14 protein-coding genes are annotated in these 15,682 nt (G+C 62.6%); 8 read left to right on the top strand and 6 right to left on the bottom strand.

The features are described 5' to 3' along the window. Positions 1–85: 85 nt before the first annotated feature. From C481_RS00825 to C481_RS00815, 3 genes are all read right to left on the bottom strand, one after another. Entirely contained in the window at positions 86–1,102 is a 1,017-nt protein-coding gene (locus C481_RS00825; protein WP_006106843.1) for an asparaginase, read from the bottom strand. Between the two features lie 138 nt (positions 1,103–1,240). Next, positions 1,241–3,010 carry a Na+/H+ antiporter NhaC family protein gene (locus C481_RS00820; protein ID WP_193787827.1) on the bottom strand — a complete coding sequence of 590 codons (1,770 nt, stop codon included), beginning with the start codon at positions 3,008–3,010 and terminating at the stop codon, positions 1,241–1,243. A 142-nt stretch (positions 3,011–3,152) separates the two neighbouring features. Continuing rightward, complete coding sequence (locus C481_RS00815; protein ID WP_006106841.1) at positions 3,153–3,917, bottom strand: IclR family transcriptional regulator; 765 nt, start codon at positions 3,915–3,917, stop codon at positions 3,153–3,155. Positions 3,918–4,399: 482 nt separating this feature from the next. Here C481_RS00815 and C481_RS00810 point away from each other — a divergent pair, with 482 nt between their 5' ends. From C481_RS00810 to C481_RS00795, 4 genes are all read left to right on the top strand, one after another. Further along, on the top strand, positions 4,400–5,170 hold the full coding sequence (locus tag C481_RS00810; protein ID WP_006106840.1) for an IclR family transcriptional regulator: 771 nt from the start codon (positions 4,400–4,402) through the stop codon (positions 5,168–5,170). A gap of 137 nt (positions 5,171–5,307) precedes the next feature. Next, entirely contained in the window at positions 5,308–6,234 is a 927-nt protein-coding gene (locus C481_RS00805) for a dihydrodipicolinate synthase family protein (protein ID WP_049904312.1), read from the top strand. Position 6,235: 1 nt separating this feature from the next. After that, positions 6,236–7,318: an Ldh family oxidoreductase gene (locus tag C481_RS00800; RefSeq protein WP_006106838.1), complete on the top strand. Its 1,083-nt coding sequence runs from the start codon at positions 6,236–6,238 to the stop codon at positions 7,316–7,318. A gap of 172 nt (positions 7,319–7,490) precedes the next feature. Next, entirely contained in the window at positions 7,491–8,522 is a 1,032-nt protein-coding gene (locus C481_RS00795) for a mannonate dehydratase (RefSeq protein ID WP_049904311.1), read from the top strand. Between the two features lie 40 nt (positions 8,523–8,562). Here C481_RS00795 and C481_RS00790 read toward each other — a convergent pair whose 3' ends face one another. Both C481_RS00790 and C481_RS00785 read right to left on the bottom strand, forming a co-directional pair. After that, a complete protein-coding gene (locus tag C481_RS00790) occupies positions 8,563–9,528 on the bottom strand; it encodes a D-2-hydroxyacid dehydrogenase (protein WP_006106836.1) in 966 nt (321 codons plus the stop codon). 20 nt (positions 9,529–9,548) lie between these two features. Next, entirely contained in the window at positions 9,549–9,803 is a 255-nt protein-coding gene (locus tag C481_RS00785; protein ID WP_006106835.1) for a universal stress protein, read from the bottom strand. A 33-nt stretch (positions 9,804–9,836) separates the two neighbouring features. Between C481_RS00785 and C481_RS00780 the strand changes: the two genes are divergently transcribed. From C481_RS00780 to C481_RS00765, 4 genes are all read left to right on the top strand, one after another. After that, positions 9,837–10,853 (top strand): TRAP transporter substrate-binding protein, encoded by a 1,017-nt coding sequence (locus C481_RS00780; protein ID WP_083860863.1) that lies wholly within the window; start codon positions 9,837–9,839, stop codon positions 10,851–10,853. Positions 10,854–10,993: 140 nt separating this feature from the next. Continuing rightward, complete coding sequence (locus C481_RS00775) at positions 10,994–11,542, top strand: TRAP transporter small permease subunit (protein WP_006106833.1); 549 nt, start codon at positions 10,994–10,996, stop codon at positions 11,540–11,542. Further along, positions 11,539–12,840 carry a TRAP transporter large permease gene (locus C481_RS00770; protein WP_006106832.1) on the top strand — a complete coding sequence of 434 codons (1,302 nt, stop codon included), beginning with the start codon at positions 11,539–11,541 and terminating at the stop codon, positions 12,838–12,840. Before C481_RS00775 ends, C481_RS00770 begins: the two co-directional genes overlap by 4 nt. A 175-nt stretch (positions 12,841–13,015) precedes the next feature. Then, on the top strand, positions 13,016–13,768 hold the full coding sequence (locus tag C481_RS00765; RefSeq protein ID WP_006106831.1) for a sugar phosphate isomerase/epimerase family protein: 753 nt from the start codon (positions 13,016–13,018) through the stop codon (positions 13,766–13,768). Between the two features lie 159 nt (positions 13,769–13,927). Here C481_RS00765 and C481_RS00760 read toward each other — a convergent pair whose 3' ends face one another. Beyond that, on the bottom strand, positions 13,928–15,676 hold the full coding sequence (locus tag C481_RS00760) for a right-handed parallel beta-helix repeat-containing protein (protein WP_006106830.1): 1,749 nt from the start codon (positions 15,674–15,676) through the stop codon (positions 13,928–13,930). Positions 15,677–15,682 lie beyond the last annotated feature (6 nt).

Genomic DNA, 15,682 nt, shown 5'->3' with positions numbered 1-15,682 from the left:
CTCGCCAATACTTGCCTCGACCGAGCGTTCGCGCCGGCATTGACTTCCAGCAATCGGTCTCAGCGTGGCGGTCGGTCGACCAGGATCAGTGGGCGTCTTCCCAGCCAGTGGTCGAACGGACGTATCCGTGGCCGTCGAATAGAGCGGCGTCGAACAGCGGTCGGATCGGTCGGTCCGATCGGGTCGACAGCGCAGCGAGGAGTTTGATTCGGGCCTTTTGCGCGGAGAGGTTCGACGCGAACATCGCACCGGCCTCCTCGAGCACCGCAGCGCCGCCGTCGGCTCCGTACACCGGCGAGACGACCCCATCTCGACAGCGTGTCGTGATAACCACGTCAATCCCGTCGCCGACCGCAGTACGAATTGCGTCGGCGACAGCGCCGGGAACGTTTCCGAGTCCGAGTCCGTCGACGACGAGTCCGTCGACGCCGCGATCGACGGCATCAATGATCTGCGATCCGGTCGTGTCCGTCGACGTCGCGACGATTTCGACGGTCGCCGTCACGTCTCGGACGGGAATCATCGTCGACAGGCTGTCGGGATGACGATAGAACCAGAGTCCCTCCGGCGTCCGTTCGGCCACCGGGCCGTAGTTACCCGAGCCGTACGCCGCGAGATTGCTGCTGTGGCGCTTGGTCACCGCCCGCGCCGCGTGCAGTCGATCGTTAAAGAACACGTAACTTCCCGATCGGACGTGCTCGTGGCTCGCCGCGTCGAGCGCGCCGCGAACGTTCGCCGGCCCGTCGGGACTGATCGCGTCGTGTGGCCGCTGTGCACCGGTACAGACGACCGGCGAGTTCACATCGAGGACGAGATCCAGATAATAGGCGGTCTCTTCGATCGTATCGGTTCCGTGGAGGACCACCACGCCGTCGACGTCGGCGGCGACGGCGCGAACGCGTGCGGCCAGGTCGACGAGGTCGTCGAGTGCCAGTTCCGAACTCGGCGTCTGCGTGAGTTGCTCGAGTTCGATGTCGACGTGCTCGACGCTCTCGGGATACGCCTCTAGCAGGTCGCGTCCGGATTCGGTCGGTACCGTACCAGTGTCGCTCGTCGTGCCCGCAATCGTCCCACCGGTCGCTATGACGTGGACCGTTGCCATGCGTCGTACTGGACGAACGGACCGTATAGTAGTTGTGATCGGTCGCTCGTCCCAGTCCTCGCGTTCGATACCGATGGATCGTCTACCGTCGGCTACTGAACTCGTAGCAGATTGGATACGGCCGGGAGAGAGTCGCGTTCAGAGGCCGATCATGACGAACGCGAAGACGAGGCCGAGATAGACGGCGACGACACCGACCGCGGTCAGCGGAATCGATGCGATGTAGTCGTAGGTTCCGTTAAACTGGGTTGCACCGGATCGATTTCCGTTCTCGATCGCGTCGGTATCGATCGTGCCGTTCTCGATAGCCTTCGCGGTCGGCATGATTTCGGGGAGGTTCTTCCGGCGAGCGTCCAGTTTGTTCAGCGCGACGACGACGACGGCGGTGAGGACGACCGATAGCGGAAGCAAGACGAGCGCCGACGTGAGTCCGGCGGCGTACAGCAACAGCGCAACCACCGTGACGCCGGCCGCGGTCATCGCGAACGGAATCTGCGTGGACACGTGATCGATGTGGTCCGAGCCGGCGAAGATCGACGACATGACGGTGGTATCGCTGATCGGCGAGACGTGGTCGCCCCAGATCGCACCGCCGAACAGCACGCCCATCAGCACCGGCAGGATCGACACGCCGACGAGTTCGTAGCCGAGCGGGATCGCGAGCGGCGTCAGGATCGCCATCGTCCCCCAGGAGGTCCCCGTCGTAAACGCGATGAACATCGCGGCGACGAAGATGAGCAGCGGCAGGAACGAACCGGGCACGCCGCTGTCGACCATGACGTCGACGATGAACTCGGCGGTACCGACCTGTTCGGCGGCGTGGCCGATGCTCCAGGCGAGCACGATGATCGCGGCGGCGATCATCATCGTCTTGAAGCCGCTGATGATGGTGTCGCCCGCCTCGTCGAGGTCCATCGTCCGGAAGCCGACGGCACCGAGCATGCCGACGGCCATGAACGCGAACGACCCGTAGAGCAGGCCGAGTGCGACGTCGGTCTCCTGGAATGCGGTCGCGATGTCGACGCCGGGTTGGTGGCCGCCGCCGAGCCACCACATCGAGACGAGTCCGACGACCAGCAGCGTCAGAATCGGCGCGAAGAAGTTAACCAGCGTCGGGTTCTTCTCGCTCGGCTCGCCGACGTCGGTTTCGATATCCGAGAGCGGGGTCGCGTCGTCTCGCTTGGTCTTTTTCTCCTTGCGCGACCGCCATTCGGCGTCCAACATCGGGCCGTAGAACCGCTGGGTGATCGAGATAAAGCCGACCATGAAGAACGCGAGAAAGCAGTAGATGTTCCACGGAATGCTCTGCAGGAAGAGCCCGAAGGCGGTGAGACCGACTTCTTCGGCCGTGAACTCGGCGGCCTCGAAGCCGACGATGATCATCGACACCTGGTAGCCGATCCAGTTCGAAACGGGGCCGAAGGTCGTCACCGGCGAGGTCGTCGAGTCGAGTACGTATGCGTGCATCTCGCGGGACGTGTGGTTATCCTCGGAGAGTTCTCGCGTCGCGTTTCCGGTGACGATCGTGCTCGTGTACGAATCGAAGAAGATGAAGATGCCGATGAGCCACGTCAGGATTTGCGAATCGCGGGCGGTGTTTACCCGGTGGCCGATCCAGTTCTGGAGCGCGATGATCCCGCCCGATTTGTGGATGAACGCGGCACCCGCCCCCATGAACATGATCAGGATGAGAAATTTCGTATCGAACGGCGATCTGACCACTTCGACGATCCAGTCCATCGATAACGCTGTTGCGGCGATCGGGTTCCAGTCGGCGATCAGCAACGCACCGGCCCAGACCCCGGCGAACAGCGAAACCAGTACCTGCCGCGTGTACATCGCGAGTGCAATCGCGAGCAGCGGCGGCACTAGTGACAGTGCTCCGTACGGCAACGCCTCATATGACATACAGTCACAACCGAGATCGGCAATACTACTTTAACCTTTTGAAAACCGGCTAGAAAGCGGTCATCCGTATTGGTCAGTGGGGTATCGCTTCGAATATCTTCGTCGATCGAGCCGAAATCGATGACGCGCCCGGTTCCACCGCTCAGACGAGTCCCTGCGAATCGAGTTCGGTTTCGAACTCGGGGACGACTCGCCGGAGGATGTCGGGAAATTCTCGGTAGAGATCGGCGTCTTCGATCCGATAGGCCGGTCCGGAGACGGTAAAGCCGCCGATGATGTTTCCGGACGGGTCTTCGGCAACGACGCCGGCGACGCGCTTTCCGGGGATCGACTCCTGGTCGTTGATCGCGTAGCCTCGCTCTCGAATCCGTGCGAGTTCGTCGTCCAGCGCTTCTCGGGACGTGATCGTCTGGTCGGTGAGCCGGGGGAGTCCCCAGCGGCCGATGATCTGGTCGATGCGGGACGGCGGAAGGCGAGCGAGGATCGCCTTTCCGATCGCCGTCGTGTGCATGTATTCGTAGTTGTTGAGTCGCGAACTCGGAGTCGCTGAGCTGCCGACCGAGTCGAACAGCGTGACGATGCGGCCGTTTTCTTCGATGCCGAAGTCGGATTCCTCGTTCGATTGCTCTGCGAGTTCGATCACGTACTTTCCCGCGAGTTCGTAGATCTTGCTGCGGTTTCGAACGTACATCCCGAAATGATAGAACCGGCCGCCGAGTCGGTACGTATCGCCGGTCGCGACGACGTAGCCGTGTTTACCGAGGGTATAGAGGTGTTTGTACACTGTACTCTCGGAGAGATCGAGTGCTGCCGCCAACTCCGCCGGCGTCGCCCCGTCTCGCTCTTGAATCGTTTCGATTACCGCCAGCGATGTTTCGGTCGTCGTCAGCAGTTGACTGTCGGCCATTGATCGTTGTTCTCCCCTCCACCAGATAAATCCACGTATCATAGAATATTCCCAAGGTCGACGTCTAATCGAGGGGGCGTGGTCGCCGAGGGAGATTTCACCGGAACCAGTCTATCTATGGGCGATCCAATAGGAAACGCCAGTGACGGAGGCGTTCGCAGTCGGGACGGCCGTATATCGCGGACCGATCGTTCGTAGTGCCAGTAATACCGCGCTCACAGGAGCACTCGCGGAACTATTTCCAAATCGGAACGGATTCAGTAGTGGCCGTAACTCATCTCGTTCGGCTGCCAACGGATGGATCCATGATATATGGAGCGAACGCCGATCACGATCGAAGGGAAACCGACACTATATTTACAACCGTACATTCGTAATCCATCGTGGTACTCGCGATGCGCTCCCGTCTCCGCGCTCGACCCCGTTCGACAGTGTCGAACTGCTGCGATAATTATATTACCGCGGGTGTGATTGACACCCTCATGGGATCGACAGAACGGAAACAGATCAAGTCGACGCGCACCGCGTTCACGATCATCGAACGGATTTCGTCGACCGACGGTGCGACCGTCTCCGAACTCGCGAAGACGCTTGGTCACTCCAAGAGTACGGTGCACGCTCACCTCCAGACGCTCACCGAAATGGGATACCTATTTCGGATCGGTGATGAGTATCACGTCGGCCTGCCGTTCCTGACTCTCGGTGGCGCAGCCCGAAGCACCGATCGGTACCAGAATCTGTACCGGGCGGCGAAGGCGGAAATCGACGATATCGTCGATCAAACCGGTGAACGCGCCCAGGTCGTCGTCGAGTACCAGGGCGAAGGCATCTACTTCTACCAATCGCGCGGTCACCGATACGTCCAGACGGACTCACAACTCGGGACGAGCGTGTCGCTTCACTCTACGGCGGTCGGAAAAACCATCCTCTCGGTCCTCCCTGACGACCGCGTCGAGGAGATCCTGTCGAACAGCGAGCTACGACCGCGAACGGAACACACCGTCGTCGACCGAGGTGAACTCCGGGAGCGCATCGAGACGATTCGCGAGCGCGGGTACGCCTACGACAGGGAGGAACGGATCGAAGGCATCTGCTGTGTCGCCGCCCCGATCGAATGCGGCCCCGAGACGATTGCCGGTCTGAGCGTGACGGTCCCGACGAAGCGCGCCAGCGGCGAGTACTTCGAAAAGGAACTCCCGACGCTCGTCACGAACGTCGCGAGGGTCATCGAACTCAACACGCAGTACTCGTAGCTACGATCGCGTTCGACAGTATCGATTTCCTGTTCGATGGCAACTCCGGTGAATCGATGCGACAGATCCTCTGCGACGGACCCGTGGTTGCCTGAGCCACAAGCCATATTACGCTGGTTGTGACACGTCGTATGTGGATGAGTTACAAAGACCTGAAAGCGGGGCTTCGGAGCGTCGCATTTACCACAGCCGTTCCGTTCAGCGACGATAGACGAGACGTGCAGTACGAGGCGTACGAAACCAATCTCGAGGCGATCGAAGCCGCGAACGGCTCGCTGTTTATCCCGTGTGGCAACACCGGCGAGTACTACTCGCTAACCCGCGACGAACGCATCGGCGTCGTCGAATCGACGGTCGACGCCGTCGCCGGCGATAGCACCGTGGTCGCCGGTGCAGCCGGCAGCACGAAAAACGTCGTCGATCTGGCACGCACCTACGACGAGATCGGCGTCGACGGGATCATGATCATGCACCCGGATCACACGTACCTCCACGAGGAAGGGGTCAGGCGGTACTACCGCGATATCGCGGCGCGAACCGACCTCGGGGTGGTCATGTACAAACGCGGCCCCGAACTCAGCGACGACGCAATCGCATCCCTCTCGACGGTCGAGAACATCGTCGGCGTCAAGTACGCCGTTAACGACATCCAGGCGTTTTCCCACCTCGTCGATCGCGTCGACGACGAGTTCGTCTGCATCAACGGCATCGCGGAGCGATTCGCTCCGTCGTTCGCACTCGAGGGGGCCGAGGGATTCACGACCGGCATCGGAAACTTCGCGCCGGCCGCTTCGATGGCGCTGCACGAGGCGATCGAGGCTGAGGACTTCGAGCGGGCGCGACGCATCCGAAACCGCATCCGGCCCTACGAGAACCTGCGGGCGGAATCCGGCCCGAATAATCCGTTCGCGGCCGCCAACAACGTGCCCGCGGTCAAGTACGGCATGGATCTCGCCGGCCTCGTCGGCGGACCGGTTCGGGAACCGCTCGTCGATCTCTCCGACTCGGACAAGGAGCGGGCCGAAACGTACTACGCGCGAATCGTCGACAGCGGGTACGCGTAAGATGACGGTGAACTCGTCCGTCGCCGTCCGGGCCGATCCGGACGCCCTCGAAACGTTCGCCGCGCGGACGCTGGCAGCGGCCGGTCTCTCCGCGTCTCACGCTGCCACGGTCGCCGAGACGCTCGTCGACGCGAATCTTCGCGGCATCGACACGCACGGCGTCGTTCGGCTGGACCCCTACGTCGAACGCATCGAATCAGGGGGGATCGAGACGGAGCCCGACATGACGATCGAGGAGACGGCGGCGGGAACGGCAATTCTGAACGCCGATGGGGGTCCCGGACAGGTCGGTACCGCTCGAGCGATGGAAGCGGCGATGGAACGTGCGACAGGAACGGGCTGTGCTTTCGTCGGCGTCCGCAATAGCAACCACTTCGGCACCGCCTCGTACTACACGAACGTCGCCGCCGACCACGATTACATCGGGATCGGGATGACCCACGCAGGCCCGAACGTCGCACCGTTCGGCGGCGCTGATCCGTACTTCGGGACGAATCCGATCTCCGTCGGACTGCCTTCGAACCTCGGCTACCCGGTCACGCTCGATATGGCCACGAGCGTGACCGCGAAGGGAAACGTCATCCTCGCGGCGGAAGAAGACGAGGAGATCCCGCCGGAGTGGGCGGTCGACGGATCGGGCGACCCCGTTACCGACCCCGAGGAGTTCCACGCACTCCGACCGATGGCCGGGCCGAAGGGCTACGGCCTCGGCCTGGTGGTCGACGCGTTCTGCGGCCTCCTCCTGGATACGGCGTTCGGCGACGACGTGCCGACGATGTACGACGATATGACGACGCCGGCCGGCCTGGGACACATGATCGGGGTGATCGACGTCTCCGCGTTTACCGACCCCGAGGCGTTCAAAGAGCGCTTGTCCGTCATGGCGACGGAACTCAAATCGACGCCGCCCCGCACCGAGTTCGACGAGGTGTTGCTTCCCGGCGAACCGGAGGCACGGACGAAAGAACGGCGTGAACGGGACGGCGTTCCGATCGGCACCGGCGTCCGAGCGACGCTCTCCGAACTCGCCGAAACGCACGGCGTCGACGAGCCGCCGTGGCAACCCGTCGAGGACGGTGGCTAGTGCGGGCGGCGACCGGACGTAATCGTCAGCGCCGGGCACCTGGAGCCGTGCCATCGACGCGAGTACCGCTGTCGAGGTCGATTGCGACTCGTCGGAAGCTATTTGGTCCGATACGAGGACGAGTTCACCGTAGATGACACGACCCACTCCTGCGACGACGGCCGACCTGCCGATGCGCGTCGGCGTGCGGACGCGGACGCTCGCGGACGACCGGCTCGCGTACTGCAAACAGATCGGCGTCGACGACGTCTTCGTCGACCACCGGCTGCCCCGCGGCGACATCTTCACCGACGAGGGCTCGGACGACGAGACGACGATCACGATCGACGAGGGCGTCGTCCCGTCTGTCTCGGAACTCGTCGAGGCGCGCGAGCGAGCCGCCGAACACGGCCTTCGGTTCATGGGCATCCAATCGCTGAACTACAACGTCTACGGGAAGATTATGCTCGGCAAAGCGGGGAGGGACGACCAACTCGAGACGATTACGGAACTCGTTCGGAATCTCGGCGAGGCCGACGTGCCGATCCTCGGCTACCAGTGGAACCCTCGCGGCGTCGTTCCGATGCGCACGTCCGAGTCGACGCCCGTTCGCGGCGGTGCGGCCTCGAGCGAGTTCGATATCGAGTCGCTCGACGATCCGTACGAACCCGTCGAGAACCTCGAGCGGGAGTTCACCGAAGCCGAACTCTGGGAGCATTACGAACGGTTCCTCGCGGAAGTCCTCCCGGTAGCCGAGGAGGCCGGCGTCACGATGGCGTTACACCCGGCCGACCCGCCGACGGTCGAACAGCTGGGCGGGATTCCGCGGCTCTTTCGCGACGTGTCGGCGTTCGAGCGCGCGATGGACGCCGTTCCGAGCGACAACCACGGCCTGAAGCTGTGTTTGGGGTGTTTTTCGGAGATGCCCGATGTCGCTGTCGACGAGGTCGTCCGAACCTTCGGCGAGCGTGACGACATCGTCTTTGTCCACTTCCGCGATGTCGTCGGAACCTGGCCGTCGTTCAAAGAGACGTTCCTGGACGACGAGAACAGCAATTTCGACGAACGAGCGGTCATGCAGACGCTCCACGACGTCGGCTTCAGCGGCGTCGTCGTTCCGGACCACGTTCCCGATGTGGTCGGCGACACCGACTGGGGCCACCGAGGCCGCGCCCAAGCGGTCGGGTACCTCAACGGCCTCAACCGGTGTCTTCGATCCGACTAAGCGACTTGCGGATCGACGACCGACCGATGAGCGCCGGTCCTCAGACGATTTGGTTTTCGAACTCGTCGGTCTCGCCACGCACGTACCGGTCGTAGTTCGACACAAAGATATCCGCACAGCGGTCGAGATAGTTCGGCGTCGACCCCGCCATGTGCGGCGTGATGATGACGTTCGAGAGATCCCACAGCGGCGAGTCTGCCGGTAACGGCTCCCGGCGCTGCACGTCGAGTGCCGCACCGCCGATCGTCCCCTTCTGGAGCGCGGCGATGAGCGCCGGTTCGTCGATGATCTCGCCTCGGGCCACGTTTAGCACCACGCCGTGCTGGGGCATCGACTCGAACTCGCGAGCGCTCAGTAAGCCGTGGGTCCCGTCGGTGAGCGGGCAGGCCAGCGCCACGTAATCGGAGCGTGCGAGGAGCGCGTGCAACTCGTCCGGCCCGAACATCTCGTCGATAGCGTCGTGACCGCGATCCGGTGACTGCCGGAGGCCGAGCGTCGTCATCTCGAACGCCGACCCGAGTTCAGCGATGCGCCCGCCGATTTCGCCGACGCCGATGACGCCGAGCGTTCCATCGGCGAGTTCGCCGCCGCCGAAGTGGCGCCACTCCCGTCGTGTCTGTTGACGGAAGCCCCGCCGGAGATTTCGCTCGAACTGCAGCATGTACCCGAGAACTTGCTCCGCGGCGGGGTTTGCGTGGACGCCGGAGGCGTTCGTCAGGCGAATGCCCCGGTCGCGGAGCCGTTCGATGTCGTAGTGATCGACGCCGGCGCTAAGCGCCTGGATCCAGCGCACTGCGGGTGCCTCCGCGAGGAGTTCGTCGGGAAGCGCCCGCGTGATGACGATTTCCGTGCCTTCGTCCTGCAGCGCTCGTTTCGAGTCCTCGTAACTGTAGGCCTTCGTGAGCGGAATCTCCGAATTTCGATCGCGGACCGCGGCCGCGAGTTCGTCGACGGATCCCTGGTGTGGGGCTTCGTGCATCACGAGGGCGGTCGCTGTCTCAGCCATACGGTGTGCTGTGATCCCGGTCAGCAAAAACCTGCCGGCGGGGAGTAGCCGATGAGCGCCGTCACCGGGCCGTCGAAGTGCAGGAGGACGGACTGTGCCTCGTCACCGAAGAGTGCCTTGCCGGTCGGCGATCGCTTGTCACCCGCGATGAAGACGTGCTTGCAGTCGTACTCGGCCGCGACGACGACCAGTGCGTGATCCGTAGGAACTGGTACGACGAGACCGGTACAAACGGTTTTCGACGCCCTTGGTCGCCGCTCGTGAGAAGCAACCAAAGTATTAACACGACCGATCGTGACCACCTACGTATGGCTCATGGGAGTGATTACCATAGTAGGCGGACCGTCCTCAAACAGGCTGCTGTGAGCGCGAGCGGCGTCGGTCTGACGGCGGTCGCGGGCTGTCTGGGCGGCGGCAGCGGGGGCAACGAGATCACGATCGCGAGCACCTACGAACCCGGTCACGTCGTCGTCGACGCGGCCGAGGAGTTCAAGTCGATCGTCGAGGAGGAAAGCGACGACGAACTCGAAGTTACCGTCTCCGAGGGCGGAGCCTACGGCGGCGAGGAGGAAATTTCCGACCTCTGTCGGGAGGGGACGGTCGAGGCCCACGCCGACTCGCGGTGGCCGTACATGATGTACGCCGAGGACTACTCGTTCGTTAACATCCCCGTCGTCTTCGAGGATTACGAGCATCTGACGCGGGTGACCGAACACGAAGACTTCCAACCCGCTCACGAGGAGATGCGCTCGGACGGCAACCAGTTTATGATGGGCGAGTGGATCTACCGCGGTCTCAGACACTTCACGTCGAACGAGCCGGTTCGCGAGCCGAGCGATGTCGACGGCATCGAGTTGCGACTCCCCGAAATCGACGAGTGGGTCGACATCTGGAGCGAAATCGGTGCCAACCCGACGCCGGTCTCGCTGGACGAACTGTACAGCGGCCTCCAGACCGGCGTCGTCGAGGCCTCCGAGGGCGACGTTCCGCAGATCCACTCGTTCAACCTCCAGGAGGTCCAGGACTACCTCAGCCTCACCGGCCACCACGTCCAGGTCGGTGCCCTGTACATGAACGACGAGTTCTACCAGGGGCTCGACGACGCGCATCGAGAACTCGTCGACGAGGCGTCGGTGGAGGCGACACAGCAGATTTCCGCCGACGCGCGGGAAAACGAGGAGACCCTGTTTCAGGAACTCGAGGACGCCGGCATGGAAATCGTCGAGGACGTCGATCAGGATGCGTTCCGGAACGCCGCCGAGCCCGTCGTCGAGGAGATGTTCGGCGATTGGGCCGGCGAGTGGGATGATTGGCGGCAGATCTGACGGTTCGGTTCCCGTGAGAGATCCGGTGGCGGCTCTCCTCCCACCGCCGCAACCGCGCCTCGGCCACTGGTTCGACCGGCAATACAGTGCGTGACGTGACCCCGTACTTTCATAATCTATGGTATGGTAACACGTAGTGTATGGAGATCGATCAGCGACTCGGGTTGAAACAGGATACGCTGTACGATACACTCGTTCTCTACGCGGGTGGACTCATCTTCGCGACGACCATCCTCATGGCGACGTTGCAGGTCGCGATTCGCCTCCTTGACCTGCCACTGGATTGGTACTGGACGGAACCGGTCGGCCGGTTCGCGTTGATCGTCGGGACGTACTTCGGCGCGGCGATCGCCTCTCGCAACAACGAAAACATCAAACTGGAGTTCCTGCTCGATCGCGTCGGGAAGCGGTATCCGCGGGTCAAGTACGCCGTCGACGTGTTCGTCCTCCTCGTCGTCGTGTCGACGCTCGCGGTCGTCGTCTACCACCTCGTCCTCGGCGGGATCAGCAACCTGGATACCCAAATCGTCGGCCTCTCGTGGGCAACGCTCGGTATGATGTTCCTGCTGATCGCCGGCGGCCTCGGACTGATGCTCGTCAACGAGTCGATCAAACTGTGGCACCTCGTCAGCGACGAGGTCCGCGGGACGACCCTCTGGAAGCGCCTTCGGGAGGTCCGATCGGAATGAACGAACTTCTGCTCCTCGCAATCTTGTTTCTGGGACCGCTGTTTCTCCTGTACGGCCTCGGCGTTCCGGTTGCCATCGCGATGCTCTCGACGAGCATCGTCGTCATGCTCGTCCCCGGCGTCGGAACCGGATTCGACCCGGGATTGATCAACAGCCGCCTCTTCAACGGCGTCAACAGTTTCGTCCTGCTTGCGATCCCGTTTTACGTGTTGCTCGGGCGGCTGATGAACGCAACCGGCATGACCAGAGATATCTTCGACGTCGCAAACGCTGCGGTTCGACAGTTCCGCGGCGGAATCGCGTACGTAAACGTCGTCGCGAGCATCCTCTTTTCGGGGATGTCCGGGCTCGCACTGGCGGACGCAGCCGGTCTCGGCCGCGTCGAGTACAGCGCGATGCGCGACTACGGCTACGAACGGGACATCTCGCTCGGCGTCACGGGCTCCTCGGCGCTTATCGGACCGATCATCCCGCCGAGCGTTCCGGTCATCCTCTATGCCGTCCTCGCGGAGGAATCGATCGGCCAGTTATTCCTCGGCGGCATCCTCCCCGGCATCCTCCTCGGACTCATGCTGCTCGCGTTCGTCTTCCTCATCGTCCGCAAACGCGGCTACGACAGCGGTGAGCCGTTCAGCCTCCGCTATCTCGTTCGAACGCTCAAATCTTCCGTCATCGCGCTCTTCATCCCCGTTATCATTATCGGCGGCCTCCTCGGCGGCTGGTTTACCGCGACGGAGGCCGGCGCGGTCGCCGTCGTGTACGTTATCGCCTACGGCTTCCTCTCCGGACAGCTGAACGTCGGCAACCTCGTCGACGAAATCTCGGACGCAACCGTCGAAACCTTCTCGCTGACGTTCATCATCGCCTCCGCAACCGTCTACGGACTCGTCGCCTTGCAACTCGGCCTCCCGACGCTGATGGCCGAAGAGATCACCGCACTGACCGAGAATCCGACGCTGATCCTCGTCCTGTTCGTCCTCATGTTTCTCATCATCGGCACGTTCATGAGCGTCACCGCGTCGATTACGATCCTGACACCGATTCTGATCCCCATCGTCGACCTCGTCGGAATCGATCCCGTCCACTTCGGCATCGTCATGATCCTCGCGCTGATGGTCGGCACGCTCACCCCGCCGTTCGGTGCACTCCTGTTCGTCCTCGAGAAAGTGACCGACGCTTCCCTCGAACAGGTCATCCGCTCCGTGATCCCGTTCTACATCCCGATCCTGCTGGCGCTCGTCATCCTGATCTTCGTTCCTGAACTCGTCACGTACGTCCCCTATACCGTGATGGGGTAGCGGTCTCCGGTATTTTTCGCGCGTCTTCCCACCCTTCTCGGGTGTACTTTCCGGCACCGAACCGTTGACGTCACCCGTGCGAGACGCCGATCTCGCTCCCGGACCGAGCTGCCGATCGGAAACCGGTCGTTCCGAACGAAACGACTTTCATCACCGTTGTCGTATTAGACGATCCATGGTCAAAACTGCAATTCAGCTGTACACGCTCCGTGAACTCGACGAACCGCTTCCGTCGATGTTGCGCCGCGTCGGTGAAACGAGCTTCGACGGCGTCGAGTTCGCCGGCTTGGACGAAACCTCACCGGAAACGACGGCGGCGGTCCTCGAGGAAGTCGGACTGACCGCCGCCGGGGCTCACGCCAGCATCGAGTCGCTCGAGAGCGACCTCGACGCCGTCGTCTCGGACTACGCGGCGCTCGGGAGCGAGCGACTCACCGTGCCGTATCTGGACGCGGAAAACTTCTCGACGGCGGACGCGGTTCGAGAGACCGGGATCCGACTCGAAACGCTCGCCGACCGGCTCGAACAATGCGACTTCGAACTCGGCTACCACAATCACGATCACGAGTTCGTCACGGTCGAGGGGCAGGGTCGCGCGGACGACGGTCGAAGCGCCTTCGAACGCTTGATCGAGGACACCGACGAGTCGCTCTCGATCGAACTCGACGTGGGGTGGGCGGTCGCCGCGGGGCACGACCCGGTCGTGTTGCTCGAGCAACTCGAGGGGCGCGTTCCGCTCGTTCATATCAAGGACGTTGCCGACGGACGGCCGGTCGAACTCGGCGAGGGGGAGGTCGACCTCGAAGCGTGCGTGACGGCCGCCCGCGACGCTGGGGCCGAATGGATAATCTACGAACACGACGCTCCCGCGGATCCCACCGCCTCGCTCGAACGCGGTGCGGAGGTGCTCGAATCGCTGCGTCCCTGATACGGTCTGCCGTGCCGATTTCCCGGCACAATCCAGGGCGGGGTGCGGGTGTGCCGGAACTGACTGCCAGTTGCCGTATGAGTCATCGCCGGGCCGAGGAAACTACCGGGACCTCCTCCCGTGAATCGGGTGGAAACGCAGGAGCCGTTGTGGCCCGGCTCAGAGGGAGAGCGAAAGCGTCTTCGAACCGGTTGTGGAGTTCCCGTCGTCCAGGTAGTAGTCGATCGTCAACGCGACGGTTTCACCGACCATGTCTACGGCGGAACCGTCGTCTTCGAACTGGTAGAGAAACAGTTCGCCCGTCGATCCCGGCGAGAACACGGCCCACCGGCGGTCGCTGTCGTCGTGACCGTCGTTTCGCAGGTCGATCGATCCAGGCAGCGAGAGGCCGTTGTTGATATCGGCGGCGCTGTCCTGGATGTCGGCGTCGACGTACAGTTCGCTTTGCCACGTTCCCTCTTCCATCGAGTGATCCGAGAGTTCATCGATGGCTGCGTTCGCCGGCTCGATCGTCACGTCGGTGATGTTCAGTTTCGAGTCGAAGTTGTTCGTGACGCTGAGTTGCAGCCCGGACTGTTTGTTGTGCGAGTCAACTGACGCGTTGATCGCGGTCACGTCGCCGTTGTACTCGAAGTTCGGAGTCCCACCTCCACCGCCGTCCCCGGTACGCGGCGCGCCGATGTCCGCGGCCGGTTCCTCGGGACCGAACGCGTTGTTCGATTCGTACGTGTTCGTCCACGAGGAGACGCCCGTCTGGGTGTACGCGTACTGATCGCCGCCGGTGGTTCCGGCCGGCGGTTTCTCCTTGCGTTGGAACCAGTTGTTGTCGATATCGCACCGATCGTCGGGCGCTTCTCGTATCTTGATGTACTCCTGCGGGCCGCCATCGCGATACTCGTCCGGCTCGCCCTCCACTTCGTTCGCGTACCGGAACGTGTTGTGGTGAATGTGAATCGTGCTCCCCGCCACATCGCGGTCGCCGCGATTCTTCGCCCAGTTGTGCATGTCGAAGGCGTGACTCACCGTCCGATCATCGACGATGTTGTATCGCGCCTCGTAGCCGTTTTCCGGGTTCCCAAAGCCGTCGATACAGTGGCGATTGAGGTCGAAGTAACAGTACTCGATCAGGTGTTCGTCGCCGTTCAGCAGATCCACACCGTACCCGAGGTGTTCCATCGCGTTCGTGTGAATCGAACAGTGGTGGACGTGCGTCCCGGTCGGGCAACTCGTGCCGCCGTTTGCGTTTGCCCCGAGACGAACCGCACCGCTCGTCCACCCCCAGAGGTGGCAGTTGTCGATCTCGACGGTCCTGCTCGATTCGGTGTTGTACACGAAGATTCCGGCCGACTCTTTCTCGGTGTACCCCGGTTCGTCCGAATCTTCCGGCGGATCGAAGTACCCCCCGGGGAACGGGCCGCGAAGTTGTATCCCCGTGACGCGAACGCCGGTCTCGTAGGAACTCCGGAACAGCGATTCGCCGTTCATGCCGCTATCGACGTGCAAGAGCGCACCCTGTGAGCCGTCGATTCCGCGCCCGCTCGCCAGGGTCACGCCCGAGGGAATCTCGATGTTCGATTCTCCGGTCATATCGATGGTCGCACCGCTGTCGACCCAGACCACATCGCCTGAACTCGCGTTCTGCAACGCGGTTTTCAGTCCGGAGTCGGTGTTGACCGTCGTCGTCGCATCGTTTTCGGTAACATCGGTGGAGTACTCCGCCCCACCGCCGATTTCCGAGTCGGCTGGTGATGGATCGGCCGTCGAAACCGCGCCAGCGGACCGGGTATACTCGTCTACCGCTGTGAGCGTCCCGACACCAACGGTCGCAACGGCACCCAGGCGGAGGTATCCACGCCGCGAGACGGTACTTCGGGCTGACTTCTCGGGATGGCGGTCTTCCGATGCCATGGATTA

This window comes from Natrialba asiatica DSM 12278 (assembly GCF_000337555.1).
Taxonomy (GTDB): domain Archaea; phylum Halobacteriota; class Halobacteria; order Halobacteriales; family Natrialbaceae; genus Natrialba; species Natrialba asiatica.
Note: the sequence above shows the minus strand (reverse complement) of the source record. Positions and strands in the feature narration are given on the sequence as shown.

What these genes read in the sequence shown, in the direction of transcription:
- C481_RS00760 (WP_006106830.1), bottom strand. Translation starts at nt 15,676, where the DNA reads ATGGCATCGGAAGACCGCCATCCCGAGAAGTCAGCCCGAAGTACCGTC.
- C481_RS00800 (WP_006106838.1), top strand. Translation starts at nt 6,236, where the DNA reads ATGACGGTGAACTCGTCCGTCGCCGTCCGGGCCGATCCGGACGCCCTC.
- C481_RS00765 (WP_006106831.1), top strand. Translation starts at nt 13,016, where the DNA reads ATGGTCAAAACTGCAATTCAGCTGTACACGCTCCGTGAACTCGACGAA.
- C481_RS00790 (WP_006106836.1), bottom strand. Translation starts at nt 9,528, where the DNA reads ATGGCTGAGACAGCGACCGCCCTCGTGATGCACGAAGCCCCACACCAG.
- C481_RS00815 (WP_006106841.1), bottom strand. Translation starts at nt 3,917, where the DNA reads ATGGCCGACAGTCAACTGCTGACGACGACCGAAACATCGCTGGCGGTA.
- C481_RS00770 (WP_006106832.1), top strand. Translation starts at nt 11,539, where the DNA reads ATGAACGAACTTCTGCTCCTCGCAATCTTGTTTCTGGGACCGCTGTTT.
- C481_RS00825 (WP_006106843.1), bottom strand. Translation starts at nt 1,102, where the DNA reads ATGGCAACGGTCCACGTCATAGCGACCGGTGGGACGATTGCGGGCACG.
- C481_RS00820 (WP_193787827.1), bottom strand. Translation starts at nt 3,010, where the DNA reads ATGTCATATGAGGCGTTGCCGTACGGAGCACTGTCACTAGTGCCGCCG.
- C481_RS00775 (WP_006106833.1), top strand. Translation starts at nt 10,994, where the DNA reads ATGGAGATCGATCAGCGACTCGGGTTGAAACAGGATACGCTGTACGAT.
- C481_RS00780 (WP_083860863.1), top strand. Translation starts at nt 9,837, where the DNA reads ATGGCTCATGGGAGTGATTACCATAGTAGGCGGACCGTCCTCAAACAG.
- C481_RS00795 (WP_049904311.1), top strand. Translation starts at nt 7,491, where the DNA reads ATGCGCGTCGGCGTGCGGACGCGGACGCTCGCGGACGACCGGCTCGCG.
- C481_RS00805 (WP_049904312.1), top strand. Translation starts at nt 5,308, where the DNA reads ATGAGTTACAAAGACCTGAAAGCGGGGCTTCGGAGCGTCGCATTTACC.
- C481_RS00810 (WP_006106840.1), top strand. Translation starts at nt 4,400, where the DNA reads ATGGGATCGACAGAACGGAAACAGATCAAGTCGACGCGCACCGCGTTC.